This window comes from Streptomyces sp. JL2001 (assembly GCF_050917515.1).
Lineage (GTDB): Bacteria > Actinomycetota > Actinomycetes > Streptomycetales > Streptomycetaceae > Streptomyces.
In genome coordinates this window covers 6,506,371-6,532,339 of record NZ_CP169421.1, presented here as the reverse complement: position 1 = coordinate 6,532,339, position 25,969 = coordinate 6,506,371, and the positions used below count along the sequence as shown (strand labels likewise).

General features: G+C 72.4%; 23 protein-coding genes and 1 riboswitch. Of the genes, 7 read left to right on the top strand and 16 right to left on the bottom strand.

Annotated features, from left to right (window positions below):
- Positions 1–11 precede the first annotated feature (11 nt).
- Positions 12–1,133, bottom strand: a complete 1,122-nt coding sequence (locus tag ACE1OA_RS29200; protein WP_356600784.1) for a hypothetical protein — start codon at positions 1,131–1,133, stop codon at positions 12–14.
- 191 nt (positions 1,134–1,324) lie between these two features.
- Here ACE1OA_RS29200 and ACE1OA_RS29195 point away from each other — a divergent pair, with 191 nt between their 5' ends.
- Entirely contained in the window at positions 1,325–1,606 is a 282-nt protein-coding gene (locus ACE1OA_RS29195) for a hypothetical protein (RefSeq protein ID WP_356600786.1), read from the top strand.
- Here ACE1OA_RS29195 and ACE1OA_RS29190 read toward each other — a convergent pair.
- The 3 genes from ACE1OA_RS29190 to ACE1OA_RS29180 form a co-directional block, all read right to left on the bottom strand.
- On the bottom strand, positions 1,569–2,741 hold the full coding sequence (locus ACE1OA_RS29190) for an acyl-CoA dehydrogenase family protein (protein ID WP_432753610.1): 1,173 nt from the start codon (positions 2,739–2,741) through the stop codon (positions 1,569–1,571). The two genes, ACE1OA_RS29195 and ACE1OA_RS29190, sit on opposite strands and share 38 nt — an antisense overlap.
- A gap of 441 nt (positions 2,742–3,182) precedes the next feature.
- Positions 3,183–4,106 (bottom strand): hypothetical protein, encoded by a 924-nt coding sequence (locus tag ACE1OA_RS29185; protein ID WP_386543703.1) that lies wholly within the window; start codon positions 4,104–4,106, stop codon positions 3,183–3,185.
- 288 nt (positions 4,107–4,394) lie between these two features.
- Positions 4,395–5,774 carry a peptidase C39 family protein gene (locus tag ACE1OA_RS29180; RefSeq protein ID WP_386543705.1) on the bottom strand — a complete coding sequence of 460 codons (1,380 nt, stop codon included), beginning with the start codon at positions 5,772–5,774 and terminating at the stop codon, positions 4,395–4,397.
- A 311-nt stretch (positions 5,775–6,085) separates the two neighbouring features.
- Between ACE1OA_RS29180 and ACE1OA_RS29175 the strand changes: the two genes are divergently transcribed.
- Positions 6,086–6,712, top strand: a complete 627-nt coding sequence (locus tag ACE1OA_RS29175; protein ID WP_432753609.1) for a uridine kinase family protein — start codon at positions 6,086–6,088, stop codon at positions 6,710–6,712.
- Positions 6,713–7,075: 363 nt separating this feature from the next.
- Positions 7,076–8,971: an AAA family ATPase gene (locus ACE1OA_RS29170; protein ID WP_432753608.1), complete on the top strand. Its 1,896-nt coding sequence runs from the start codon at positions 7,076–7,078 to the stop codon at positions 8,969–8,971.
- A gap of 42 nt (positions 8,972–9,013) precedes the next feature.
- Here ACE1OA_RS29170 and ACE1OA_RS29165 read toward each other — a convergent pair whose 3' ends face one another.
- A complete protein-coding gene (locus ACE1OA_RS29165; protein ID WP_356600798.1) occupies positions 9,014–9,763 on the bottom strand; it encodes a helix-turn-helix domain-containing protein in 750 nt (249 codons plus the stop codon).
- 234 nt (positions 9,764–9,997) lie between these two features.
- Here ACE1OA_RS29165 and ACE1OA_RS29160 point away from each other — a divergent pair, with 234 nt between their 5' ends.
- Positions 9,998–10,663 (top strand): DUF4097 family beta strand repeat-containing protein, encoded by a 666-nt coding sequence (locus ACE1OA_RS29160; protein ID WP_432753607.1) that lies wholly within the window; start codon positions 9,998–10,000, stop codon positions 10,661–10,663.
- 114 nt (positions 10,664–10,777) lie between these two features.
- On the opposite strand, the gene ACE1OA_RS29155 is transcribed toward ACE1OA_RS29160, so the two are convergent.
- The 10 genes from ACE1OA_RS29155 to ribD all read right to left on the bottom strand — a co-directional run bounded on the left by ACE1OA_RS29155 (position 10,778) and on the right by ribD (position 19,421).
- On the bottom strand, positions 10,778–11,959 hold the full coding sequence (locus ACE1OA_RS29155; protein WP_356600802.1) for a hemolysin family protein: 1,182 nt from the start codon (positions 11,957–11,959) through the stop codon (positions 10,778–10,780).
- A complete protein-coding gene (locus ACE1OA_RS29150) occupies positions 11,956–13,299 on the bottom strand; it encodes a hemolysin family protein (RefSeq protein ID WP_356600804.1) in 1,344 nt (447 codons plus the stop codon). The genes ACE1OA_RS29155 and ACE1OA_RS29150 overlap by 4 nt, the downstream gene beginning before the upstream one ends.
- A gap of 208 nt (positions 13,300–13,507) precedes the next feature.
- Positions 13,508–13,960, bottom strand: a complete 453-nt coding sequence (locus ACE1OA_RS29145; protein ID WP_356600806.1) for a PH domain-containing protein — start codon at positions 13,958–13,960, stop codon at positions 13,508–13,510.
- A 49-nt stretch (positions 13,961–14,009) separates the two neighbouring features.
- Positions 14,010–14,858, bottom strand: a complete 849-nt coding sequence (gene hisG, locus ACE1OA_RS29140) for an ATP phosphoribosyltransferase (protein ID WP_147977059.1) — start codon at positions 14,856–14,858, stop codon at positions 14,010–14,012.
- Between the two features lie 64 nt (positions 14,859–14,922).
- Positions 14,923–15,195 carry a phosphoribosyl-ATP diphosphatase gene (locus ACE1OA_RS29135; protein ID WP_147977060.1) on the bottom strand — a complete coding sequence of 91 codons (273 nt, stop codon included), beginning with the start codon at positions 15,193–15,195 and terminating at the stop codon, positions 14,923–14,925.
- A gap of 67 nt (positions 15,196–15,262) precedes the next feature.
- Positions 15,263–15,748: a 6,7-dimethyl-8-ribityllumazine synthase gene (gene ribH, locus ACE1OA_RS29130; RefSeq protein ID WP_147977061.1), complete on the bottom strand. Its 486-nt coding sequence runs from the start codon at positions 15,746–15,748 to the stop codon at positions 15,263–15,265.
- A gap of 88 nt (positions 15,749–15,836) precedes the next feature.
- Positions 15,837–17,114: a bifunctional 3,4-dihydroxy-2-butanone-4-phosphate synthase/GTP cyclohydrolase II gene (locus ACE1OA_RS29125; RefSeq protein ID WP_432753606.1), complete on the bottom strand. Its 1,278-nt coding sequence runs from the start codon at positions 17,112–17,114 to the stop codon at positions 15,837–15,839.
- On the bottom strand, positions 17,111–17,701 hold the full coding sequence (locus tag ACE1OA_RS29120; RefSeq protein ID WP_356778173.1) for a nicotinamide mononucleotide transporter family protein: 591 nt from the start codon (positions 17,699–17,701) through the stop codon (positions 17,111–17,113). Before ACE1OA_RS29120 ends, ACE1OA_RS29125 begins: the two co-directional genes overlap by 4 nt.
- A 44-nt stretch (positions 17,702–17,745) precedes the next feature.
- Entirely contained in the window at positions 17,746–18,354 is a 609-nt protein-coding gene (locus ACE1OA_RS29115; RefSeq protein ID WP_147977064.1) for a riboflavin synthase, read from the bottom strand.
- Between the two features lie 2 nt (positions 18,355–18,356).
- Positions 18,357–19,421 carry a bifunctional diaminohydroxyphosphoribosylaminopyrimidine deaminase/5-amino-6-(5-phosphoribosylamino)uracil reductase RibD gene (gene ribD, locus ACE1OA_RS29110; RefSeq protein WP_432754105.1) on the bottom strand — a complete coding sequence of 355 codons (1,065 nt, stop codon included), beginning with the start codon at positions 19,419–19,421 and terminating at the stop codon, positions 18,357–18,359.
- 223 nt (positions 19,422–19,644) lie between these two features.
- A riboswitch (FMN riboswitch) is annotated at positions 19,645–19,774 on the bottom strand.
- A gap of 287 nt (positions 19,775–20,061) precedes the next feature.
- On the opposite strand from ribD, the gene ACE1OA_RS29105 reads away from it, so the two are divergent.
- Both ACE1OA_RS29105 and ACE1OA_RS29100 read left to right on the top strand, forming a co-directional pair.
- Complete coding sequence (locus ACE1OA_RS29105; protein WP_356600813.1) at positions 20,062–22,425, top strand: chitinase C-terminal domain-containing protein; 2,364 nt, start codon at positions 20,062–20,064, stop codon at positions 22,423–22,425.
- A gap of 165 nt (positions 22,426–22,590) precedes the next feature.
- Positions 22,591–23,355 (top strand): SDR family oxidoreductase, encoded by a 765-nt coding sequence (locus tag ACE1OA_RS29100; RefSeq protein WP_384870813.1) that lies wholly within the window; start codon positions 22,591–22,593, stop codon positions 23,353–23,355.
- A gap of 40 nt (positions 23,356–23,395) precedes the next feature.
- Here the strand turns inward: ACE1OA_RS29100 and ACE1OA_RS29095 are convergent, their stop codons facing one another.
- Positions 23,396–24,562, bottom strand: coding sequence for an ROK family transcriptional regulator (locus tag ACE1OA_RS29095; protein WP_432753605.1), 1,167 nt, complete (start codon positions 24,560–24,562; stop codon positions 23,396–23,398).
- A gap of 101 nt (positions 24,563–24,663) precedes the next feature.
- On the opposite strand from ACE1OA_RS29095, the gene ACE1OA_RS29090 reads away from it, so the two are divergent.
- A complete protein-coding gene (locus ACE1OA_RS29090; protein WP_432753604.1) occupies positions 24,664–25,932 on the top strand; it encodes an MFS transporter in 1,269 nt (422 codons plus the stop codon).
- Positions 25,933–25,969: the final 37 nt, after the last annotated feature.

The window sequence follows — 25,969 nt, the reverse complement described above, 5'->3', positions numbered from 1 at the left end:
GCTGCCCCTTCCTACTGGGCGACGGAGGAGTGGTCGGCGAAGCCGCTCGGGTCGTGGCGTCCGAAGGAGCCGTGCTCGAAGATCCCGTGACCGGTGCGGCCGTCCAGGGTGAAGCGGGCCGCGTGGTCGGTGACCCCGAAGGCGGCCATGGGGTGGGCGGCCGGGTCCGAGAGGTCGTAGACCCGCCGGTCGGTCCAGTCGCGGCCCTGCCAGGTGCCGTGCTGCCAGTCGGTGGCGGGCGGGTAGCCGGCGCCGACCGCGAGCGGCGAGGAGGCGAGGATCTCGACGCCGATCTCCAGGGGCTTCCCCGCGGGGTCGGTGAGGTGGACGACGGCGCGCTCGGGATGCCGGGTGCCGGGCCGGTAGACGATCTCCGTGCGGGGCCAGCCGAGTTGGACGTCGCGCCGCCCGTCGCGGACGAGGACCGCCTCGTTCAGGGTGCGGTAGCCGTCGGCGTCCTCCTGGGCGATCACCATCAGGAAGCGGTCGTCGAAGCGCATCGGGATCCAGAGCCAGTGGAACCCCTCCGGCCGGAACTCGTCGGCGCGGCCGGGTTCCTCGCCCGGGAGGGGCCGTACGCCCCAGCTGCGGTCGCGCGTGCCGGTCCACTCCCCCGGCGTGACGGCGAACTCCTCGCCGCCGGCCCGCACGGTGCCCGTGCAGTGGCCCGCCTGGACGAAGCGGCGGCCTTCGAGGACGAGCCGGCCGCCGCGGCGCTGGGTGTGGTGCGGCTCCCAGACGGCGGGGAAGTCGCCGGTCCAGGTGACGTCGAAGGAGAGCCCGTCGGGGTCGTCCGGGTCGGGGTCGCAGTGCAGGGTGAGGGTCCTGAGGGGTTGGTCGACGGTGATGCGCAGCGGCCCGACGGCGAGGTCCGTGCGGTCGTCGCCGAGGGCGTCGGAGGCGCGGACGGCGTGCAGCCGGTCGCCGACGCGGAGGGTGGCGTAGGCGTCGACGATCCCGGCGTTCGGGTAGACGCCGAGGCCGGCGATGAGCAGGGCACGGCCCCGGTGGTCGAAGACGTGGAAGATGCAGCGGTCGTAGGCGTTGCGGTCGCCGCTGACGTGGTGCTTCATCGACAGCGGGGCCTGGTGCACGGGGTATTCGTCGAGCGCGACGGGCCGGTCGTCGGACACGGCGGACCTCCTGGTCGGCGAGCGGGAATTGACGGTACGTCAGAAACCGCTCGGGAGACCAGAGCCGTGCAGGCACCGCTCCGGGGGCGAGCGGGGCCGGCCGGATGTCACCGGCGCGGGGGAACCCCGCGAACTCGCGCGCGAATCCGCGCGGCGGTGACCCCTTCCCCCCGGGCCGCGTTGAGCCGGGCATGACCTCGCTGTACACCACCCCGAGCGGCTACGGACGGAGGCGCCTGGTCGACCCGGGCGTCGAAGAATCGGTTCCGCAGCAGGCCGAAGCGAACTCCGCGTACGCCGACCCGCCCATCTACCGGGCGCTCGTCCGGCACTGGGCCAGCCATGGCCGGACCCTGCCCGGCCGCAGCGACCAGGAATGGAACCGGCTCGCCGCGGCTCCGGTGTGGGCGAACCGCACCGTACGGGTCAGCGGCGTCAGCGGGACTCTGGTCCGGCGAGGTGACGTGCGATGACCATCCGCTGGATCTGGTTGGTGCCCTCCACGATCTGGAGCACCTTCGCCTCGCGCATGTAGCGCTCGACCGGGAAGTCCGCGGTGTAGCCGTACCCGCCCAGCACCTGCACGGCGTCCGTGGTCACCTGCATCGCCGCGTCCGTGCAGAAGAGCTTCGCCATGGCCGCCTGCCGCGCGAAGGGGCGCCCCGCGTCCCGCATCCGCGCCGCCTCCAGGTACAGCGCCCGCCCGGCCGCGATCCGGGTCGCCATGTCGGCGAGCAGGAAGCGGAGCCCCTGGAAGTCCGCGATCGGCCGGCCGAACTGGCGCCTCTCCCGCGCGTACGCGACGGCCTCGTCCAGCGCCGCCTGCGCGACACCCACGGCGCAGGCCGCGATGCCGAGGCGCCCCGAGTCGAGGGCGGAGAGCGCGATCGCGAAGCCCTGACCCTCCTCGCCGATCCTTCGCGTGTCCGGGACCCGCACGCCGTCGAAGTGCAGCTGGGCGGTGGGCGAGCCCTTCAGGCCCATCTTGCGCTCGGGCGGGGCGGCAGCGACGCCCACCGCGTCCCCGGGCACCAGGAACGCGGTGATCCCCCGGGCCCCCTCGCCGCCGGTGCGGGCCATCACCGTGAGGAAGTCGGCGATCCCGCCGTGGGTGATCCACGCCTTGGTGCCGGTGATCACCCAGTCGTCGCCGTCCCGGACGGCCCTGGTCCGCAACGAGGCGGCGTCCGATCCGGAGGCCGGCTCGGACAGGCAGTACGCGCCGAGCAGCCCGCCGCCGAGCATCGCGGGGAGGTGGGCGGTCCGCTGCTCCGCGGTGCCGAAGTTCGCGAGGGCGTGGCAGGACAGGGTGTGGACGCTGACCCCGAGGCCCACGGTGAGCCGGGCGGCGGCGAGTTCCTCGAGGACCTGGAGGTACACCTCGTACGGCTGACCCCCGCCGCCGTACTCGGCGTCGTACACCAGGCCGAGCAGGCCGGACTCGGAGAGGAGCGTGAACACCTCGCGGGGGAAGCGTCCGGCGGCCTCCTCCTCGGCGGCGGCGGGAGCGATCTCCCGCGCCGCGATGTCGCGGACCAGGGCGAGCAGCTCCCCGGCCTCCTCGGTGGGCAGCAGGCGTTCCACGGTCTGGGCGGCACGGTCGGGCATGGCGGTGCACTCCTCCCTCTCGGGCGCTGCGGCGGCGCGCGCCGGGGTGGGGCGGGCGTCGCCGGTACTCGGCTCTGCGCCGATGCTGCCTCCGACGGATCGCGAAGGAGGCGGACCGGCGGCTGTGGCGCGGGGAGTATGCCCGTTCGGCGGGTGCGGGTCACACGCCTGCCGGGAGCCGACCGCGGCGGGCGCCCGCCCGCACCGCGTCAGCGGATGCCGACGGCCGCCAATGCCTTGCGCTGGGCGGGAGTATTACCCGCAGGCCGCCCTTGGACTGATTCCGGACTCGCTGGATGGTGACCTGACCCCTGCTGGCCGAAGCCGTGGAAAAGGAAATCAAGGCATTGACCGGCTGACCGCGCCCACCAGCAGTATGCGGACCTCAAACGGGACGCCGCTCAGCCGGAAGTGCTCAGGAGTTGTTGGTGAGTCCGGCTATCAGAAGTTGTGGAATGATCCTCCATCCCATGAAGATCCACGGACTTCACTTGGCTCCCAGTCCGCGTCGAAGTCGGTTGGTGGCTCATCCAGCTTGACCTCCTCCGCAAGCCCCCCCAGCTCTTCAAGTTCCTCGTGCTCGACACGCAGATCGCAGGCTGGGCAGGTGAAGACGAACGGGGTGAACATGACCGCCCACTCATCCTCGTCCACGTGCGTGTCACCACTAAGCCAGCCCTGCGAGTCGCATGCCGGGCAGGTGGCGGGCTCGTCGTGTTCGATGTAGCCGGGAGGAGAGACTCGCGCAATCGTGCCGAGGACGAGCTCGCGTTCCTTCTGGGGCAAGTGGCCGTAACGTTCAGAGAAGACATCCTTGGCCCGAGCAAGTTTGCTCTCCAGCCGGACACGGACAGCTTCCACGTTCTCTTCGAGAAGCCGGTCGTGCAGGGACTCGTAACGGCCCCAGTAGGAAGTGTCGATCTTGAGCTCGACGAGCAAGGGGTCGATCAGCCGGAGACACGTGGTGAAGACGGCATTGACCTCCGACCGGTCGTACATGCCACTGTGTGCGACGCCGTTACGAGCATTGGCTAGCGGTCCAAGCGCCCGCTGATCGACCGGCATCCTTTTTCGCAAGATCTTCTGCGCTCGGACATGGGCTTCGGCCAAGCCGATGGTCTTGACCTGCTCCGCGGGAACCGAAGCGTGTGCCCCGTGACCCGTCGCGTGCAGCAAGGAGTTGAAGTCCTTGCCCTCCACTACGAGAGCCGGGTGGAGGCTGGCCAGGTATGACTTGAGGAGATGCTCGGCAGCGATCCCGGCGTGGTGGACCGCCAGGTCATGAGACGCCGGGCCTTCGGCGAGCGCGGTGAAGGCCGCGATCATCCATTTGCGCGAAGAGAGCTTGAGCTGTTCAGAGTCCATGGCCAGGACACTAGGTGGCTGGAGCGGACACATTGTCGGAATTTCGGTGGCACTCAATAGTGCCACCGAACGATATGTCCGCTTCTGCCCCAGCGCCGAGCAGGTCGAGGTCGCAACGGCAGCCGTTCTCGCCGTCCGGACCGTTCTCGGGCAGGAGAACCGGGCCGCAGGTGACCGGTAAGCCCGGCTATCGCAGGCTGCGGAAGGTGGACCGGTACGGCCACCTCACGCAGAACGGCCAGGAGCGGTGCCGTCAGGTCGTCGGGACTGCCGTGGGACCGTACATGCTCACAGCAGGCCGAGCGACCGTAGCGCGCGACGCTGGACCGGTGTCGGCTCGGCCGGCCAGTAGACGTAACAGACACCGCCCGTACCGCTTCTGACCTTGCCGTTCGCGTCGTACCTCTTCGTGCGCAGCCAGATGTTCTCCCATTCGCGGCGCCGGTAGACCCGGCGCACGGCCTCGTTGCCGGGCGAGGCCGGGTCGTTGGCGATCACGTCGCCCTCGGCGGTGAAGCCGATCACGGTCATCAGGTGACCGGAGGTGCCGTACCCGGCCCCGGTCAGCTCCTCCTTGCGGAAGGACTGGGACGTTATGGCCGGGATGCCCGCCCGGACCAGGGTCTCCAGGTCGGTCAGCGAGCCGAGGCGGGTGACGACCGCGTTCATGTCCTCGTAGGTGGCCGCGTACGCCGCGTTGAAGGGCCAGTTCCCGCAGCCCTCGTACTGGTAGTCGAAGGTGAAGCGCGCCGCGTGGCAGACCTGGGGGTCGGCGAAGGCCGGGTCGACCCAGGCGAGCGCCTCGGGGCCGGGCCTGCGCCCCCAGTACTCGATGATCATCTGCGAGGAGGTCGGGCTGCACCACGCCTCGCCGCCGTTGTCGTACTCGGGGTACTGGCCGACGTGGACGTTCTGCGAGTAGCGCGGGACGGTCAGCTCACGGGCGAGGCCGGGCACCGAGGCCGGGACCTCGAACCGGTCGGGGACGTCGGAGGCCATCGCGCCGAGCCGCCAGACCGTCGGCGTCAGGTCGGTGCCCGGGGTGCGGTACAGCGTCAGGCGCAGCCGGTAGGAGACCAGGCGCAGCCCGCTCGACGCGTCGTCGACGGAGAAGGTGTCGGTCCAGATCGAGCTGCGGCCGTCGCTCTGGTCGTCGACCGAGGTGCGCCGGATGTCGGCGTCACCCGCGGCCCAGCGGCCCATCACGAACCAGGGCGTGGCGGTCCCGTCGTGGTAGGTGCCGGACAGTTCGATCTGGATCCAGGTGCCGGCCGGTGTGTCGGCGTTCCAGGAGGCGATGACCTCGGTGGCCGGGACGCGGGAGGTGTGCACCGGGGAGGTCCAGCTCGCGTACTCCCAGGTGGAGGTCGTCCCGGTGTGCGGGTCGGCGTAGTCGGTGCGGCCGGCCGGGGTGCCGATGACGAGGCCCGGGCGGTGGCCCGCGACCGCCCGGGTGCCGCGGGAGCTGCCGCAGCGCCAGTCGGTGTAGGAGGTCCAGAAGCGGTTGTCCACGAGGCGGGGCGCGGCGGGGTCGGCCGCCGGGTCCGCGGTGGCCTCCGCAGCGGCCCGGCCCGCGGCGGCGGCCGGCGCCGCGGTGGTCGTGGCGGTGCCCGCGGCGGCCACGAGGGCGGCGGCGAGGACGGTTCTGCGCGGGGTGGAGCTGGTCATGGGCGGTGACCCCCAGTCGGAGAACGGGTGAGGCGGGCGGAGGCGGCGGACGCCCCGGGCGGCGCGGGCGGTGCGATGCGCCGGGGGAGGAGCGGCCGGGACTCTGTCGGGCGGGTGCGTGGGTGCACGGGGGGCGCTGTGCGCGTCCGTGCGGTGCGTGCCGGGCGGGGACCACTATCGCGGTTCCCGGCGGGCTTCTGCCAGCGATTCGACCCGCGTCGCCGGACCAATATTGGTCTCGACCACTGGCGCTCGGACGCGGCTGACCTGCGGCGACCACCCTCGAGGGTCGGTCACCTACGCTTGCCTCCATGAGCCACCTCGACCGCGCCGCCGACGCGCTGCGCCGCCTGCCGCCGTCCTGCGGGCCGGTACGGCTGGTCGCGGTCGACGGTCACGCCGGCTCGGGGAAGTCCACCTTCGCCGGCCGGCTCGCCCGCCTGCTGGCCGCCCCGGTCCTCCACCTCGACGACCTCGCCACCCACGCGGAGCTGTTCGCGTGGACCGGGCGGATGCGGGAGCAGGTGATCGGCCCGCTCTCCCGGGGCGAGACCGCGCGCTACCACCCGTACGACTGGACTCTCCGGGCCTTCGGGCCGCCTCGCGCGCTCCCCCCGGCGCCGGTCGTCCTGGTCGAGGGCGTCGGTGCGGGCCGGCGGGCGCTGCGCCCGTATCTGGCGGCGCTGCTGTGGATGGAGCGGGACGCCGGGGAGTCGTGGGCCCGCGGCCGGCGGCGCGACGGACCGGCCCAGTCCGCTTTCTGGGACGGCTGGACGGTGGCCGAGTCGCGCCATTTCGCGGCCGACCCCTCCCGCCCCTTCGCCGACGCCCTGATACGTGAGTGCCAGGAGGGATACGAGTGGCTCCCCGGGCCCGCTGTGGCACCACACTCGGACCTCCTGGTCACCCAACGTGATCGTCCGCTGCCACCTCACTGACGGGCCGGAACTCGACGCCCGCAAGTGCCTCAACTCCGCTTGACCCAAGGGCCGTACAGGTCCTACGTTCTCAATGTGCGGCTTTACGGAGCCGCCGCGGACGCGAAGCCCCCGGTTGTTCCCCCGTGATCGGGGGCTTCGTTCTGCCCCGATCCGCCCCTTCTCCGCGCCGCCGCGAGCCCCGATGCTCACCCAGGGTTATCGCCGCCGGATCATGCACTTCTCCTTCGTCGCGCCCCCTCTGCGCAGGTACGATGCCCTCGGTGCGGTCAAATCCCGTCCGTGGGAACGCGGTTGTGTACGGAGTCCGGCGGGCACCCGCCCCCCGGGACAACTACGGGGACACGTTTTGTGGGGGACCCGATGGACATCGGCACGCAGGGCGGACATGCCCCGGCCGAGCTCGCCTGGCTGCGGGGAGTCGACGCCTACACGATGGGCGCCTACCCGCAGGCCGAGGAGGAGTTCCGGACCGCGGTACGCGTCGACCCCGGCATGGCGGACGGCTGGCTCGGTCTGCACGCCCTCCGGGTGGACACCACGACGGCGCTGCTGCGGATGTACCGCAACCGCGACCGCTTCGGCGAGCAGCGCGCCCGGCACCGCCGGACCCTGAACTCCTGGTACTGGCTGGGCTGGTGGGTCCAGCCCGTCCTCGAGAGCACCCGCGACCTGCTGCTCGCGCACGCCTCGCACTGGCTCGACGGACGCCATGTGCCGGAGCTCGACCGGGCGTTGGCCGGACTGCCGCCGATCGACACCGACCCGCAGGTCCGCTTCCTGCACGCCTGCCGGTCGTACCTGGTCAAGGACTGGGACCAGCTGGTCCGGCACACCGAACCCCTGGTGAACGACCCGCTGCTGGGCATCGAGGCCGGCCTCTTCGGCGGGATGGCCCGGGTCCGGCTGGAGATGTACGGGCAGGCCGAACCGCTGCTCTCGGCGGCACTGATGCGCTGCCGCAGCGAGCAGCCCCAGCGCAAGGAACTGCGGTACTGGCTGGCCCGGGCGCACGAGGGCACCGGGCGCAGCGCCGCCGCACTCCCCCTCTACCGGGCGGTGCACCGGATCGATCCGGCCTTCATGGACACGGCGGCCCGGCTCGCGGCGATCACCGAGTACGACGGCTTCGGGCCGGACGAGACCGCCGGGCTCGCCGCCGTCACCCTGGGCGGACTCGGCCAGGACACCGTCGAGGCGGCGCAGGGCGACGCCGAGGGGGCCGCCTCCGACGGACTGCGCCTGGGCCCGGACCCGGCGCCTCCGGCCGCCTCGGGCACACCTCCCGAGCCCCCGGACGTCGTCCGGCAGAAGGCGGTGCTCCCGGTCCAGCCCGCGCCGCCGCGCTTCCCCGCCAGCCCCACGGACCCGGTCCTGCTGGCCGAGGCGCTGGCCGAGCTGGAGCGCATGGTCGGGATGGAGCCGGTGAAACGGCAGGTCAAGGCGCTCTCGGCGCAGCTGGAGATGGCCCGGTTACGGGCGGGGCAGGGACTGCCGGTCCAGCCGCCGAAACGGCATTTCGTCTTCTCCGGCCCCTCCGGGACCGGGAAGACCACCGTGGCCCGGATCCTGGGCCGGGTCTTCTACGCACTCGGCCTGCTCGGCGGCGATCATCTGGTGGAGGCCCAACGGGCCGATCTGGTCGGCGAGTTCCTCGGACAGACCGCGGTCAAGGCGAACGAGCTGATCGACTCGGCGATCGGCGGCGTCCTCTTCGTGGACGAGGCGTACTCGCTGTCCAACACCGGCTACAGCAAGGGCGACGCCTACGGCGACGAGGCGCTCCAGGTCCTCCTCAAGCGCGCCGAGGACAACCGCGACCACCTGGTGGTGATCCTGGCCGGCTACCCCGAGGGGATGGACCGGCTGCTCGCCACCAATCCGGGACTCTCCTCGCGCTTCACCACCCGGGTGGACTTCCCCTCCTACCGGCCGCTCGAACTCACCGCGATCGGCGAGGTGCTGGCGGCGACGAACGGCGACCGCTGGGACGAGGAGGCGCTGGACGAGCTCCGCTCGATCAGCGGCCACGTCGTCGACCAGGGCTGGATCGACGAGCTGGGCAACGGCCGCTTCCTGCGCACCCTGTACGAGAAGTCCTGCGCGTACCGCGATCTGCGGCTCGCCGGCTACCCCGGCACGCCCACCCGGGACGATCTGGCCACGCTGCGGCTCGCCGACCTCATGCAGGCCTACGGGGAGGTCCTGTCGGGCCGGGGACCGTCCGCCCGCGGCCGGCAGGACCCGACGGGGCCCTGACGGCGGGCCGGGCCCCTTCCGCGGCCTCGACGCCGACGCTCCTCAGGCGTGGGACTGCTCGTCGGGACCGCCCGGGGCGGGTGCGGGCTTGGTGTGGAGGACTTCGCGGGCCTGTTCGGCGGCCCGGGTGATGCTCTCGCTGATGAAGTCGAGGAAACGGGCGACGTTCTCCAGCCGGTTCGCGGCGGGGGTCTCAGGGCCGAGGACGGCGACACCCAGCCGTGCGGTCTTCACGAGCTCGTCGTTGGCCCGGGCGCTGGCGATGGTCGCCTGGAAGAAGAGTTCGTCGTCGACCACGTAGCGGTCGCGACGGCGTTCGTCGCGCTCCCGGCGGACGAGGCTCTGGCTCTCCAGGAAGGCGATCGCCTTGGAGATCGACGCCGGGCTGACCTGGAGCTTCTGCGTCAGCTCGGAGGCGGTGAGGCTGCCCGTGTCGGCGGTGAACAGGCTCGTCAGCACCCGCGCCCCCATCTTGGGCACGCCCGAGCTCATGAGGACGGTGGTGAGCGTCTCCTCGTACTCCGCCACGGCCTCGGCCTCGCGTCCGTGCGGCAGGGGGGCCGACTCCGGCCCGCGGGCGGGCGCGGACCGGCGGCGGTGGGCGCGCCGCTCGGTGGCGCGGTGGGCCAGGTCGGAGCGGTAGCCGGTGGGGCCGCCGTTGCGCATGACCTCACGCGTGATCGTCGAGGTCGGACGATCGAGACGCCTCGCGATCTCGGCGTAGGGGAGGCTGTCCGCCAGCCCCAGCGCGATCTGCTGACGTTCCTGCTGAGTGAGCCTGCCTCCCGGCATCGCGGCCTCCCTGGTGCTCGTTCGTGGTGTCGCCTGGACCCACTATAGCGTTCACTTCTCGGTCATTGCAATGATCGGCCTCGTTGCGTTGCATTACGAGCAGAGTCGTTGCAACAGATTCTGCACTTCTAGCTGCTGTTATGCGGATTCTACGCAACGAGCATGTTGCCAGGAACTAGAAAGCAACGTAGCTTTTCCAATGTCAGAAACCACGAGCGAGCACAGGAGAGCACGATGCAGAAGTTCGACACCACCGCCCCGATCTCCGCCGTCCTGGACATCCCCGCCGGCCGCGTCCGCATCGTCGCCGACGACCGCGCCGACACCACCGTCGAGGTCCTGCCCGCCGACCCCTCCAAGAGCGCCGACGTCACGAGCGCCGAGCGGACCACCATCGCCTACGCCGACGGAGTCCTGCGGATCCACACCCCCGCCTCCGAGAAGCGGCTCGTCGGTGACACCGGATCCCTGGAGGTCACCGTCCGGCTGCCCGCCGGCTCCCGCGTCGAGGCCAAGGCCGCCGCGGCCGAGCTCGACGGCGTCGGCCGCCTCGGCGACGTCGCCTTCGAGGGCGCGTACCGCCGGGTCAGGATCGACGAGGCCGCGAGCGTCCGCCTCACCGCGGTCGGCGGCGACGTCGAGGTCGGCCGGCTGGGCGGCCCCTCCGAGATCACCACCTCGCGGGGCGACATCCGGATCGCCGAGGCCGTCGGCGGCACGGTCGTGCTCCGCACAGAGTCCGGCGACATCACGGTGGCCGCCGCCGCGGGCGTCTCGGCCGCGCTGGACGCCGGCACCGGCTACGGCCGCGTCGCCAACGCCCTCCGGAGCGACGGCACCGCCGCGCTCGACATCCGCGCGACGACCTCCCACGGCGACATCACCGCGCGCAGCCTCTGAGGACGGTCCGGCCGGGGCCCGTGCGACCGGGACGTCGGTCGTCGCGGGAGCCCCGGCGGTCCCTGCTCCGGCCCGTGCCCGTCGGGCCCCGGCCGGCTCCGGGAACCTCCGGGGTCAGCCGGTCAGCACCTCGGCCTCGGAGGGCACACCGTCCGCGGGCACACCGTCCGCGGTCGGCGTCCCTGCCGGCGACCGCCCTCGGGCACCCTCGGCCCGCCGGGCCGACCGTTCCGGGCGCTGGACACCCACGGGCCGCACCGCGACCAGCGGATCCTCGCGGTGCGCGGGGTCGCGGACCTCGCCCACCAGCATCTCCAGGACGTCCTCCAGGGCCACCAGGCCCCGCACCCGGCCCGAGGCGTCGACGACCCGGGCGAGGTGGGTGGCGGCGCGGCGCATCACCGTCAGGGCGTCGTCGAGCGGCAGCTCGGCCCGGACGGTCGCCATCGGGCGCCAGACGTGCTGGGGCACCGCACGCTCCCGGTCCTCCAGGTCGAGGACGTCCTTGACGTGCACGAAGCCCATGTAGCCGCCGCGTCCGCCGGCGCACACCGGGAAGCGCGAGTACCCCGTCCGGACGGTGAGCTCCTCGATCTCCCGCGGGGTGACGGACGGTGTGACCGTGACCAGTTCCGCCGGGGCGATCAGGACGTCGGTCACCGGGCGGCTGCCCAGTTCCAGGGCGTCCTCCAGCCGCTCCTGCTCCACCGGGCCGATCAGGCCGGCCTGGCCCGCGTCCTCGACCAGACGCCCGAGCTGGGCGCTGGTGAACACCGCCTCCACCTCGTCCTTCGGCTCGACGTCGAAGGCGCGCAGCACCAGGCGGGCGCAGGCGCCCAGGGCGGCGGTCACCGGCCGGCACAGCCGGGCGAATCCCACCAGCCCCGGCCCCAGCCACAACGCGGTCCGCTCCGGGGCCGCCATCGCGAGGTTCTTCGGCACCATCTCGCCGATGACGAGGTGCAGGAAGACCACCGCCGCGAGCGCGACGACGTACCCGAGCGGATGGATCAGGCCGTCCGGCACCCGCAGCGCGTGGAAGACGGGTTCGAGGAGCCGGGCCACGGTCGGCTCGGCCACCGCGCCCAGGGTCAGCGAGCACACGGTGATGCCGAACTGGGCCGCCGCCATCATCTGCGGCAGGTTCTCCAGACCGTGCAGCACCTGGCGGGCCCGCTTCCCCCCGAGGGGTTCGATCTGGCTGCGCCGTACGGAGACGAGCGCGAACTCGGCGCCCACGAAGAAGCCGTTGGCGACCACCAGCAGGGCCGCGAACAGCAGTTGGAGCAGACTCATCGCACCGCCTCCGGCACGAGGGGCTGATCGGCCGTCCGGACGATCCGCACCCGTTCGGCGCGGAACCGGTCGACCTGCCGCACCGACAACCGCCAGCCGGGGAGTTCGGCGCGGTCCCCGGGGGCGGGGATCCGGCCCAGGAGGTCGGCGACGAGCCCGGCGACCGTCTCGTACGGGCCGTCGGGCACGTCGAGCCCTATCCGGTGCAGGGTGTGCACGCGGCAGGAGCCGTCCGCCTCCCAGGCGGGGTTGCCGTCCTCGCCGGCGGCCACGACGGCCAGTTCCGGCCGCTCGTCGGCGGCGGCGTCGTGCTCGTCGCGGACCTCGCCGACGAGCTCCTCCACGATGTCCTCCAGCGTGACCACCCCGGCCGTGCCGCCGTACTCGTCGACGACGACGGCGATCGGCTGCTCCCGCCGCAGCCGCTCCAGGAGCGCCTGGGCCGGCAGGGTCTCGGGCACCAGCAGCGGGGCGACGGCGATCCGGCCGACGGGCGTGCGCAGCCGCTCGTGCGGGGGCACGGCGAGCGCGTCCTTGAGGTGGACCATGCCGACGATCTCGTCGATGCGCTCGCGGTAGACCGGGAAGCGGGACAGCCCGGTGGCGCGGGTGAGGTTGACGACGTCGGCCGCGGTGGCGTCCGACTGCAGCGCGCTGACCTTCACGCGCGGGGTCATCACGTGCTGGGCGGTGAGGCCGCCCAGCGTGAGCGTGCGGACGAACAGGTCGGCGGTGTCCTGTTCGAGGGTGCCGGCCAGCGCCGAGTGGCGGGCGAGGGAGACCAGCTCGCCGGGGGTGCGTACGGAGTCGAGCTCCTCCGCGGGCTCCACGCCCAGGAGCCGGACGAGCCGGTTGGCGACCCGGTTGAGCAGCGCGATCACCGGCCGGAAGGCGGCGGAGAAGACGTGCTGCGGGCCGGCCACGAAGCGGGCCACCTGGAGCGGCCGGGAGACCGCCCAGTTCTTGGGGACGAGCTCGCCGATCACCATCTGGACGGCGGAGGCGAGCAGCATGCCGATCACCACCGAGATCCCGGAGACGGCGCCCTCGGGCAGTCCGGTGGCGGTCAGGGGGCCGTCGAGGAGGCCGGCCAGCGCGGGCTCGGCGAGCATGCCGACGACGAGGGAGGTGATCGTGATGCCCAGCTGGGTGCCGGAGAGCTGGAAGGACAGCTCGCGCAGCGCCTTGACCACCGTACGGGCTCGTCGGTCGCCGGCGGCGGCGGCCCGCTCGGCCTCGGCTCGTTCGACGGTGACGAGGCCGAACTCGGCGGCCACGAAGAAGCCGTTGGCCAGGATCAGAAGGAGGGCTGCGGCGAGCAGCAGAAGAGAGATGATCATGCCGCCGCCTCCGTGGAGGGGGCGGCGCAGGTACTACCGGACGATCCGTCCATTGCTGGAGGGAGTCACTCCTCGGGTCGCAGGGGGGCCTCGCGGGCCGCGGCAGCGGCCCTGCACGCGCGAGGCGGTGGCGCCGCTCGGCACCACCGCCTCCAGAGTAGTCACGCCGACCGCCGCCTGGGCAGGGGGTCGGCCCCGTATGGGGGACTCAGCGCGCGTCCGCCCCGGTGCCGTGGCTGTCGGCCAGGGCGCGCAGCGCCCGGGCGTCGCGGATGGCCTGCTCCTTGGCGATGCCGGGCTGGATGCCGAGGGCCGGCATGCTGGTGCCGTCGCTCAGGTCCAGGAAGACCCAGGGGTCGCCGGGCCGGAGGTTGACCCGCAGGATCTCGGCCCAGGCCAGCCGGCGGGTCCGGGTGATGTTGACGACCGTGACGCCGTGCTCGTCGGCGACGACCTTGGGACGGCTGAGCATCGCGAGGACCCCGAGGAACAGCGCCGCGGTGAGGATGAAGCTGGCCCGCTCGCCCGGCCCGAGCTTCTCCAGCATCAGCGCCACGGCGGTGATGACGGCGAACATCACCGCGCCGACGGTCAGCAGGACCGCCCGGGTGCGGCCCGGCCGGAAGGTGACCGGGAGGGCGGGCAGGGTGGGGTCGGACATCGCTCGGTTCCTTCGCGCCGTGTTGCCTGGGGTCCGCCTGCTGCTTCGGTCAGAGGCGGCAGGCGTGGATGGCGGTCGTCAGGATGGCCCGGGCCCCGAGCTCGTACAGGTCGTCCATGATCCGCTGCGCCTCCTTGGCCGGGACCATGGCACGCACGGCGACCCAGCCCTCGTTGTGCAGGGGCGAGATCGTGGGCGACTCCAGGCCCGGGGTGAGGGCGACCGCCTGCTCCAGGTGCTCGGCGCGGCAGTCGTAGTCCATCATCACGTACGAGCGGGCGACCAGGACGCCCTGCAGGCGGCGCAGGAACTGCTGGACCTGCGGGTGGTCCTCGTCGGCGCCTTCGCGGCGGATGACGACGGCCTCGGACCGGAGGATCGGCTCGCCGATGACCTCCAGGCCGGCGTTGCGCAGGGAGGTGCCCGTCTCCACGACGTCCGCGATGATCTGGGCGACGCCCAGCTGGATCGCGGTCTCGACGGCGCCGTCGAGGTGCACGACGGAGGCGTCGATCCCCTGGTCGGCGAGGTGCTTGGCGACGATGCCCTCGTAGGAGGTGGCGATCGTCATCCCGCCGAAGTCCTCCGGGCCCTGAGCGGTGCCGGGCCGGGTGGCGTAGCGGAAGGTGGAGCGGCCGAAGTTCAGCGGGAGGATCTCGGCCGCGTTCGCGCCGGAGTCCAGGAGCAGGTCGCGGCCGGTGATGCCGATGTCGAGCTTGCCGGAGGCGACGTAGATCGCGATGTCCTTCGGCCGGAGGTAGAAGAACTCGACCTCGTTCTCCGGGTCGATGACGACGAGCTCCTTGGACTCCTTGCGCTGCCGGTAGCCGGCCTCATGGAGCATGGCCGACGCAGGTCCGGAGAGGGAACCCTTGTTGGGGACGGCGATGCGCAGCATGAGGTGAGCTTCCTTTTCTGGGAGTTGCCTGGAAGTGGTGCGGTGGGCGTCGGGGCCGGACCCGTCAGAGGTGGGCGTAGACGTCGTCGAGCGAGATCCCGCGGGCGACCATCATCACCTGGACGTGGTACAGCAGCTGCGAGATCTCCTCGGCGGCGGCTTCCTTGCCCTCGTACTCGGCGGCCATCCAGACCTCGGCGGCCTCCTCGACGACCTTCTTGCCGATGGCATGGACTCCCTTGTCCACCAGTTCCGCGGTGCGGGAGGTGGCCGGGTCGCCGTTCTCGGCCTTGTGCTTGAGCTCGGCGAAGAGCTCTTCGAAGGTTTTGTTCGCCATGATGGTCCTAAGAGTACGGGGTGCTACCGAGCGGGCGCGCAGTGCCTCCGCCCGGTGGTGGGCGGGCTCAGCGCCAGGGTTCGCTGACCGTGCGCAGCGTCGTCGCGGTGGCGACGGCGGCGGTGACGGCCTCGTGGCCCTTGTCCTCGTTCGAACCCTCGAGGCCGGCCCGGTCCAGGGCCTGCTCCTCGGTGTCGCAGGTCAGGACGCCGAAGCCGACGGGTACGCCGGTGTCGATCGAGACCTGGGTGAGGCCGTTGGTCACGCCCTGGCACACGTACTCGAAGTGCGGGGTTCCGCCACGGATGACGACGCCGAGCGCGACGATGGCATCGTAGCCGCGACCGGCGAGTACCTTCGCCACCACGGGCAGCTCGAAGCTGCCGGGGACGCGCAGCAGGGTCGGCTCGTCGATGCCGAGCTCGCTCAGGGCGCGCAGGGCGCCGTCGACGAGGCCGTCCATGATCTTCTCGTGCCACTGCGCCGCGATGACCGCGACCCGCAGGTCGCTGCAGTTCTTCACGCTGAGGACGGGTGCGCCCTTGCCGCTCATGTCTCTCCCTGCTCGGTTTCTCTGTGCCTGGTGTGCTGTTCGGTGGGTTCTGCGCGCGGAGTGGTCTCCGCGGGTGGGGCGGGGTGGGCTACTGGTTGCCGCAGGTGGACGCCGGGCCGGCCTCCAGCCAGGGCAGGTCGTGCCCCATCCGGTCCCGCTTGGTGCGCAGGTACCGGAGGTTGTGCTCGCCCGCCTGGACCGGCATGGGCTCGCGGCCCTCGACGGTCAGGCCGTACCGGGTGAGGGCGGCGATCTTGTCGGGGTTGTTGGTCATCAGCCGGAGGCTGCGGACACCGAGGTCGCCGAGGATCTGCGCACCGGCCGCGTAGTCACGGGCGTCGGCGGGCAGGCCCAGCTCCAGGTTGGCGTCGAGGGTGTCGCGGCCCCGCTCCTGGAGCTCGTAGGCCCGCAGCTTGGAGAGCAGGCCGATGCCGCGGCCCTCGTGACCGCGCAGGTAGACGACGACGCCGCGGCCCGCCTCGGTGATCCGGTCCATGGAGGCCTCCAGCTGGGGGCCGCAGTCGCAGCGCAGCGAGTGGAAGATGTCGCCGGTCAGGCACTCGGAGTGGACCCGGACCAGGACGTCCTCCCCCTCGCCGATCTCGCCGTGGACGAGGGCGACGTGCTCGACGCCGTCGACGGTGGAGCGGTAGCCGTACGCGGTGAACTCACCGTGCGCGGTGGGCAGCTGGACCTCGGCCTCGCGGCGGACCGTCGGCTCGGAGGAGCGGCGGTAGGCGATGAGGTCCTCGATCGAGATGATCGTCAGGCCGTGCTTGCGGGCGAACGGGACCAGTTCGGGCAGGCGCAGCATGACGCCGTCCTCGCCGGCGATCTCGACGATGGCGCCGGCCGGGCGCAGGCCCGCGAGCCGGGCGAGGTCGACCGCGGCCTCGGTGTGGCCGTTGCGGGCCAGCACGCCGCCGGGCTTGGCGCGCAGCGGGAAGATGTGGCCGGGCCGGACGAAGTCGGACGCTTCGTGGGTGCCGCTCGCCAGCATGCGCAGGGTGGTGGCGCGGTCGGCGGCGGAGATGCCGGTGGTGACGCCGTGGGCGGTGGACGCGTCGACGGAGACGGTGAAGGCCGTGCGCATCGACTCGGTGTTGTGCTCGACCATCTGCGGGAGTTCGAGGCGCTCCAGCTCGTCGCCCTCCATGGGGACGCAGATCAGGCCGCGGCACTCGCTCATCATGAAGGCGACGACCTCGGGGGTGGCCTTCTCGGCCGCGATGACGAGGTCGCCCTCGTTCTCGCGGTCCTCGTCGTCGACGACGACGACGGGGCGGCCCGCGGCGATGTCGCGGACGGCCTGCTCGACGGGGTCCAGGGACAGGTCGGTGGCGTCCCAGAGCGGAAGCGCGCTCATGCCGTGGCTCCTTCCAGAGCGGAGGCCGTGCGCGTCCGGAGCCACCAGTCGCGCATGCCCCAGATGACGAGGGCGAAGTAGATGACGTAGACCAGGCCGGAGAAGGCCAGGCCGCTGTTGAAGGCGAGGGGCACGCCGACCAGGTCGACCAGGAGCCAGGCGAACCAGAACTCGACCAGGCCGCGGGCCTGGGCGACCATCGCGACGAGGGTGCCGACGAAGATGTACGCGTCGGCCCAGGGGCTCCAGGAGAGCGACGGGTAGAGGGTGAACAGACCGCCGACGGCGAGGGTGCCGAGGGCCGCGCCCGCCAGGAGCAGTCCGCGTTCCTTCCAGGTGGCGAAGCGGACGGCGATGGAGCCGTCCTGGGCCTGCTGCCTGCCCCGGTTCCACTGCCACCAGCCCCAGGCGGCGACGCCGATGACCAGGAGCTGCTTGCCGACGCCGCCGCTGAGGTGGGCGGAGGCGTAGGCGCCGACCAGGATCACGCCGGAGAGCAGCTGGGCGGGCCAGGTGAGGATGGAGCGGCGCCAGCCGAGCGCGAGGGCGATCAGACCGATCGTGTTGCCGATCATGTCGGACCACATGATGTGCTGGTCGAGGACGGTGAACGCCTCGGAGTTGAGCCAGTTCACTTGACGTTCTCCCGTGCGTTCGGGCCGAGCAGCCGCTCGACGTACTTGGCGATGACGTCGACCTCGAGGTTGACCGGGTCACCGCTCCGCTTGATGCCGAGGGTGGTCAGGGCGAGGGTCGTGGGGATGAGGCTGATGCTGAACCAGTCGTCCGCGGCCTCGACGACGGTGAGGCTGACGCCGTCGACGGTGATCGAGCCCTTCTCGACGACGTAGCGGGAGAGGTGCGCGGGCAGGGCGATCCTGACGATCTCCCAGTTCTCCGACGGGGTCCGGTCGAGGATCGAGCCGGTGCCGTCGACGTGACCCTGGACGATGTGCCCGCCGAGGCGGTCGCCGACGGCCATCGGGCGCTCCAGGTTGACCCGGGAGCCGACCTCGAGCGCGCCGAGCGAGGAACGCAGAAGCGTCTCGGCCATCACGTCGGCGGTGAACTCGCCGTCGCCGAACTCGACGACCGTGAGACAGACACCGTTGACGGCGATGGAGTCGCCGTGCTTGGCGCCTTCCGTGACCAGGGGGCCGCGGAGGCGGAAGCGGGAGGCGTCCGCCAGCCGCTCGACGGCGGTGACCTCACCCAGTTCTTCGACGATTCCGGTGAACACGCTCAGCGCTCCTTGGCAGTGGCAGGGGTGACGGGGGTGGCGGTGATCCGCAGGTCGGGTCCGATGCGCACGGTCTCGGTCACATCGAGCCGCAACGCGTCGGCGAGGGTGGTGATTCCGGCGTCGGCGAGGGCGTTCGGGCCGGCGCCGAGCAGGACCGGGGCGAGGTAGCCGACGACCCGGTCGACGGCTCCCGCGGCGACGAAGGCGGCGGCGAGGGTCGGGCCGCCTTCGAGGAGCACGGAGCGGACGCCGCGCTCGTGGAGGGCGGCGAGGAGGGCGGGCACGGACAGGCCGCGGTCGGCCCGCGGCAGCCGCACCACGTCGGTCAGCGAGGTGTCGGCGTCCTCGGCGATCGCGATCAGGGTGGGGGCGGCGTCGTCGAGGATCCGGGCGCCGGGCCGTACGGCGCGCGCCTCGGTGTCGACGACGACCCGCAGGGGCTGGACGGCGCCCTCGACGTCGCGGACGGCCAGGTGGGGGTCGTCCGCGCGGGCGGTGCCGGAGCCGACCACGACGGCGTCGGCCTCGGCGCGCAGCCGGTGGACGTCGGCGCGGGACTCGGCGGAGGAGATCCAGCGGGAGGTGCCGTCGGAGGCGGCGATCCGGCCGTCGAGGGTGGCGGCGTACTTCCACAGGACGTACGGCCGGCCGCGGCGCACGGAGGTGAGCCAGGCGATGTTGCCCGCCTCGGCCTCGTCCTCCAGCAGGCCGCCGACGACCTCGACACCGGCCGCGCGCAGGGTGTCCGCACCACCTGTGGCCTGCGGGTTCGGGTCGGCGACCGCGTACACGACGCGTTCGATCCCGGCGTCGATCAGGGCCTGGGCACAGGGGCCGGTGCGGCCCGTGTGGTTGCAGGGTTCGAGGGTGACGTACGCGGTGCCGCCGCGGGCCAGGACACCGGCCGCGCGCAGGGCGTGGACCTCGGCGTGGGGTCCGCCGGCGCGCTGGTGGTAGCCCTCGCCGACCGGGTGTCCGGAGGCGTCGAGGATGACGCAGCCGACGACCGGGTTGGGGCTGGTCGAGCCGAGTCCGCGGGCGGCGAGCGCGACGGCTCGGCGCATGGCGTTCACTTCGGCCTGCTCGGCCACCGGGTCCTCCTGCCTCTTCGGGCACGGACTCCGGGGCCTGTCGATGACGACAGAGAGCGGGTGGGACACCTCGCACCGGGACGCCGAGGGCGCGTACACCGATCGTCGCGATCGCCGGCGAGACCGGCTGCCGGCCGGAGGATCCGGCCGTCGCGACCAGCGGAATACGGCCGACGGCCCCGTGAGGGGTCGCCCGCCGCGCACTGCCTCCCATCCGGACTTTCACCGTCGGTCCAGGAATCTCACCTGGTCAACCGGCCGCTGGCTGCGGACGGGTCGCGGACTATACCGCCGGTTCGGAATTACACCGACCCCGGAGTGCGCTGCTGCTGATACAGGGCCAGTGTGCCACGGACGATCGTCGGCCATGCGGGCGAGGCCCTGTGGCCTGGCTCACAACCTGCCGTGTGCACCTCACATCCACGTCAAATGGTCCAGACCTATTGACGCACTGGTCTAGTCCTCTTAATCTCCGTGTCACCTCCGAGGTACGGCCCGCCGGTGTGCGCACTCCACGGGCCCAACACGACCCACCCCCTTGTTCGTTGTGTTCGGCCCACTCCCCCTACGCCCTGGGGGTGTGGTGGTACCCCCATTCAGGAGGAAACCGATCGTGTTGTCCCCCACGAAGGCGAGAGCCTCGCTGCTCGCGTCCGGCGCGGCCGTCGCCGGGCTGCTGATCAGCTCGCTCTCCGGCGGCGTCTCGTACGCGGCCGACAACGAGTCCTGTCGCCCCGACGGGCTGTACAAGACCCCCGGCGTCGACGTGCCCTACTGCTCGGTCTACGACACCGAGGGCCGCGAGAAGATGGGCGCCGACCACCAGCGCCGGGTCATCGGCTACTTCACCGGCTGGCGCACCGGCAAGAACGGCGAGCCCGCCTACCTGGCCAACAACATCCCGTGGGACAAGATCACCCACATCAACTACGCGTTCGGCCACATCGGTTCCGACAACAAGCTCTCCGTCGGCACGGACGGCCCGAACAACGCGGCCACCGGGATGACCTGGCCCGGTGTCGCCGGCGCGGAGATGGACCCGGCCTTCGCCTACAAGGGCCACTTCAACCTGCTGAACAAATTCAAGAAGCAGCACCCGGACGTGAAGACGCTGATCTCGGTCGGCGGCTGGGCGGAGACCGGCGGCTACTTCGACGACAACGGCGCCCGGGTGAACTCCGGCGGCTTCTACTCGATGGCCACCAACGCCGACGGTTCGGTCAACCAGGCCGGGATCGACACGTTCGCGGACTCGGCCGTCGCCTTCATCAAGAAGTACGGCTTCAACGGCGTCGACATCGACTACGAGTACCCGACGACGATGAAGGACGCGGGCAACCCGCTGGACTGGCAGCTGGCCAACGCCCGCCGCGCGGGCCTCGTGCAGAGCTACGCGGTGCTGATGAAGTCGCTGCGCGAGAAGCTCGACCGGGCCGGCGCCGCCGACGGCAGGCACTACCTGCTGACCGTCGCCGCGCCCTCCTCCGGCTACCTGCTGCGCGGCATGGAGACCTTCCAGATGCAGAAGTATCTGGACTACGTCAACATCATGTCCTACGACCTGCACGGCGCCTGGAACGAGTACGTCGGGCCGAACGCCTCGCTCTTCGACGACGGCAAGGACGGCGAGCTGGCCGCCGCGAACGTCTACGGCTCCTCGCAGTACGGCGGCATCGGCTACCTGAACACCGACTGGGCGTACCACTACTTCCGCGGCTCGATGCCGGCCGGCCGGATCAACATCGGCCTGCCGTACTACACCCGCGGCCACAAGAACGTGCAGGGCGGCACGGACGGACTGTGGGGCAAGGCCACCGCGACCACCTGCCCGGCCGGCTCCGGTCTGACCAAGTGCGGTGACGGTGCCGTCGGCATCGACAACCTCTGGCACGACAAGGACACCAACGGCGCGGAGTCCCCCGCGGGCTCCAACCCGATGTGGCACGCCAAGAACCTCGAGAAGGGGATCGTCGGCGACTACGTCACCCGGTACGGCTTCCCCGCGAACACCACGCTGACCGGCACCTACGCCCGCAAGTACGACGCGACGCTGGTCGCGCCGTGGCTGTGGAACGCGCAGAAGAAGGTCTTCCTCTCCACGGAGGACGAGCAGTCGATCGCCGCGAAGGCCGACTACGTGGTGAACCGCGGCATCGGCGGCACCATGATCTGGGAGATGGCCGGCGACTACGCCTGGAACGCGACCAAGGGCCAGTACGAGATGGGCTCCACGCTCACCTCGCTGATGTACGACAAGTTCAAGGCGGCCACCCCGTACGGCGCGAAGAAGTCCCGCGCGACCCTGCCGACGCAGGCCGTGAACGTGGGCGTGGAGTTCACCGAGTTCAAGCTCGGCGACTCCAACTACCCGATCACCCCGAAGATCAGGATCACCAACAACACGCAGACCGCGCTGCCCGGCGGCACGGAGTTCCAGTTCGACTACGCGACCTCGTCCCCGGGCAACGCCTCCGACCAGTCCGGTTTCGGCACGAAGGTCATCAGCAGCGACCACACGGGCAGCAACGTGGGCGGCCTGAAGGGCGACTTCCACCGGGTCTCCCTGAAGCTCCCGGCCTGGCAGTCGCTGGCCCCCGGCGCGACGGTGGACCTGGCGTTCAACTACTACCTGCCGGTCTCCACGCCGTCGAACTGGACGGTGACCGTCAACGGCACCACCTACGCGCTCGCCGGTGACCTGGCGCGCGGCACGACGACGGTGGAGCCGGGCGGCTCGACGCCGACCCCGACGCCCACCGCGCCGACCACACCTCCCACCACCCCGCCGACGACGCCGCCGACCACTCCGCCCACCGGCACCTGCACGGCTCCGGCGTACGTGGCCGGCACGGTCTACAACGGCGGCACCGAGGTCTCCCACAAGGGCCACAAGTGGAAGGCCCAGTGGTGGACCCAGAACGAGGAGCCGGGCACGACCGGTGACTGGGGCGTCTGGAAGGACCTCGGCGCCTGCTGACGCCGGCCGCCCCGGTGCACCGGTGAACCGCCGGCGCACCGGGAACCCGGCCCGCTGAAGAACGCCCGGCGGCGGTTCTCACGGCCCTTGCCGCCGCCGGGTCCTCCCCCGCGTTCGCCGCGGCCCGCGTGTGCGGGCCGCGGCGAGCGCGTTCACGCTGGAGGCATGACCACGATCCTGGTGACCGGCGGGACGGGCACGCTGGGCCGCCCCGTGTGCGAGCGGCTGCGGGCGGACGGGCACGAGGTGCGCGTCCTGAGCCGCCACTCCCCTCCGTACGCCGTCGACCTGCGGCGCGGTGGTCCCCTGGTGGACCGCGCGCTCGACGGCGTGGACACCGTCGTCCACTGCACGAACATCATGAAGGGCGACGAGGAGGCGGCGCGGCAGCTCATCCAGGCCGCGCACCGGACCGGCGGCGCACCGCACCTCGTGTACATCTCGATCGTCGGGGTCGACCGGGTGCCGCTGCGCTACTACCGCGCGAAGTACGCCGTGGAGCGGATGGTCCAGCAGTCCGGACTCGGCTGGACCCTCCTGCGCACGACCCAGTTCCACGACCTGATCCTCCAGCTGCTCCAGGGCCTGGCCAAGCCGCCGGTGATGCTGCTGCCCAAGGGCGTGCGGGACCAGCCGCTGGAGGTCACCGAGGCCGCGGCCCGCCTCGCGGAGCTCGCGGCCGGCGGTCCGCTCGGACGCGTGGCGGACATGGGCGGCCCGGAGATCCTCAGCCTCCCGGATCTGGCGGCCGCGTACCTGAAGGCGAGCGGGCGGACCCGGCGGCTGGTGGAGGTGCCGCTGGCGGGCAAGGCGTACCGGGGTCTGCGGCACGGCGGCCACCTCGCCCCGGAGTCGGCGGTCGGCCGGGTGACGTTCGACGAGTTCCTGGCGAGGCGCTTCGGCGGCGGACCGGGGAGCGCCGCCGCCTGAGGGCTGTCCCGCGATCCCCGGCGGGCGCACGCGACGGCCCTCAGGGCACCAGCCGGGCCTGTCCGGCGCGGTCGTGGCCCGCGGGGCCGAAGAGTTCGTCCTGGGCCGCGTCGCGGGCGGCCAGCAGGGCGCCGCGCAGCACCGCCGTGTCGCCCAGCGCGGTGGGCCGGACCTCGGTGCGCAGGGGTGAGAGCCGGGCCAGGCGCTCCTCCACCCGGGCCGCGAGCGCGGTGCCGCCGGCGTGGCCGGTCTCGCCGCCGAGGACCACGCAGCCCGGATCGAGCACCGAGACGACGGCCGCGGCGCCGACGCCGAGGCGGTCCGCCAGCTCGTCGAGGAAGGGGCCGTCGCCCGAGGCCAGGGCGGTTCGGGGGTTGAGGCCGTGCCGGACGGCCAGCGCGTCGACCGCCGCCACGCAGGCCAGCTCGTGGAACCCGCCCGCGCAGTCCCCGGCCGAGGGCAGGCCCGAGGTGCCCGGCACGGGCAGGAAGCCGATCTCGCCCGCGCCGCCGGAGGCTCCCCGCCGCAGCCGCCCGTCCAGGACGACGGCCGCGCCGACGCCCTGACCGAGCCACAGCAGCACGAAGGTGTCGCGGTCGCGCACGGCCCCCACCCGCTGCTCGGCGACGGCCGCCAGGTTGGTCTCGTTCTCGACGAGGACGGTCGCCGGCAGCCGTTCCTGGAGGGCGGGCACCAGCCGCCGGTGCCAGGCCGGCAGCCCCGAGGAGTCGTTGAGCTGGCCGGTCGCCGGGTCGATGAGCCCGGGCGCGCCGATCCCGACGCTGTGCAGGGCCTCGATGCCGGCCTCCTTGGCCGTGCGTTCGAGGAGGGCGGCCGCCTGTTCCACGGCGGGGCCCGTCGCCGTGCCGTCCCCGACCGGCAGGGACGCCTCGCCGAGCGTGTTGCCCAGCAGGTCGGCCACCACGACGGAGACGGATCGGGTGCGCACGTCGAGGGCGGCGAGATGGGCGCGGTCGGCGGCGATCCCGTACAGCTTGGCGTTGGGGCCGCGCCGGGCGGCACCGGACTCCCCCACGACGCGGACGAGCCCGGATCCCCGCAGCCGCTCGACGAGGTCGGCGACGGTGGGCCGGGACAGTCCGGTCAGGTGCTTCAGCTGAGTCGCCGTCAGCGGCCCCTCGTCCTGGAGCAGTCGCAGGGCGAGCCGGTCGTTGATGGCCCGGGCGGTGCTCGGGGATGCGGGCATGCCGGGATCCTCTCAGACTTTCGTGCGTCGGTTCCGTCGCCGAACTATTTATCAGGCAGGGTTCCTGATAGTTTACGGCGCACCACGACGAGGGAGGGCACATGACGGGCGAGACCGTCTTCAGCACCGAACGGCTGCGACGCGCGCGCTTCGCCGTCGCCGCCGTCTTCTGCGTCCACGGCGCGGTCACCGGCAGCTTCGCCACCCGGGTCCCGTGGATCCAGGACCACGCCGGCGTCAGCGCGGGACAGCTGGGACTCGCCCTGGCCTTCCCCGCGATCGGCGCCTCGCTCGCGATGCCGCTGGCCGGCGCGATCAGCCACCGCTTCGGTGCCCGTACCGCCCTGCGCGGCCTGCTCGCCCTGTGGACCCTGTCCCTGGCCCTGCCCTCCCTCGCCCCGAACATCTACGGCCTGTGCGCGGCACTCTTCGTCTACGGCGCGACCGCCGGCATGTCCGACGTGGCGATGAACGCCCTGGGCGTCGAGGTGGAGAACCGTCTCCACAAGTCGATCATGTCGAGCCTGCACGGCATGTGGAGCGTGGGCGCCCTGCTCGGTTCCGCGGCCGGCACGGTGGCCGCGCACCTCGGTGCCGACGCCCGGCTCCACCACCTGATCGGGGCGATCGTCCTGACCGCCCTCGGCCTCGTCTGCTGCCAGGGCGTCCTCGACCTGCAGAGCGCGCCGGACGAGGAGCCGCCCCCGCGCTTCTCCCTGCCGCCGAAGTCGGCCCTGATCATCGGGGCGATCGGTTTCTGCGGCGTCTTCGCCGAGGGCGCCAGCCTGGACTGGTCGGCGGTGTACCTGCGCGACGAGCTGGGCTCGTCGGCGGGCGTCGCGGCCGCCTCCACCACCGCGTTCGCGCTGACCATGGCCGTCGCCCGGCTGGTCGGCGACCGGGTCGTGGACCGGTTCGGCGCCGTACGGACCGTGCGCGTCGGCGGCGTCGCGGCGACCGCCGGCGGGCTGCTCGTGGTCTTCGCCCCGCACCCGGCCGTCGCGATGGCCGGCTTCGGGCTCATCGGCCTCGGGGTGGCGGTCGTCGTCCCGCTCGCCTTCGCGGCGGCGGGGCGCAGCGGCCCCAACCCGAGCCAGGCCATCGCGGGCGTCGCCACCATCACGTACACCTCGGGGCTGATCGCCCCCTCCGCGATCGGTGGCATCGCCGACGCGACCTCCCTGATGGTCTCCTTCGGCCTGGTCACCCTGCTGACCTTCGGCCTGGTGGTCGGTGCCGGGGTGCTGCGCCAGGCGTCCCGCCCGGCGTCCGGCGCCGACGTGCCGGCCGGCGGCGGCCGGGCCACGGCCGGAACGCCCGGCAAGGAGGGCGGCACCGGCCGGGCGACCCGCTCGGGCCAGGTCTCGTAGGGTCCCGTCCGGTGGGCGGCGCCGTCCGTCCCGCGGG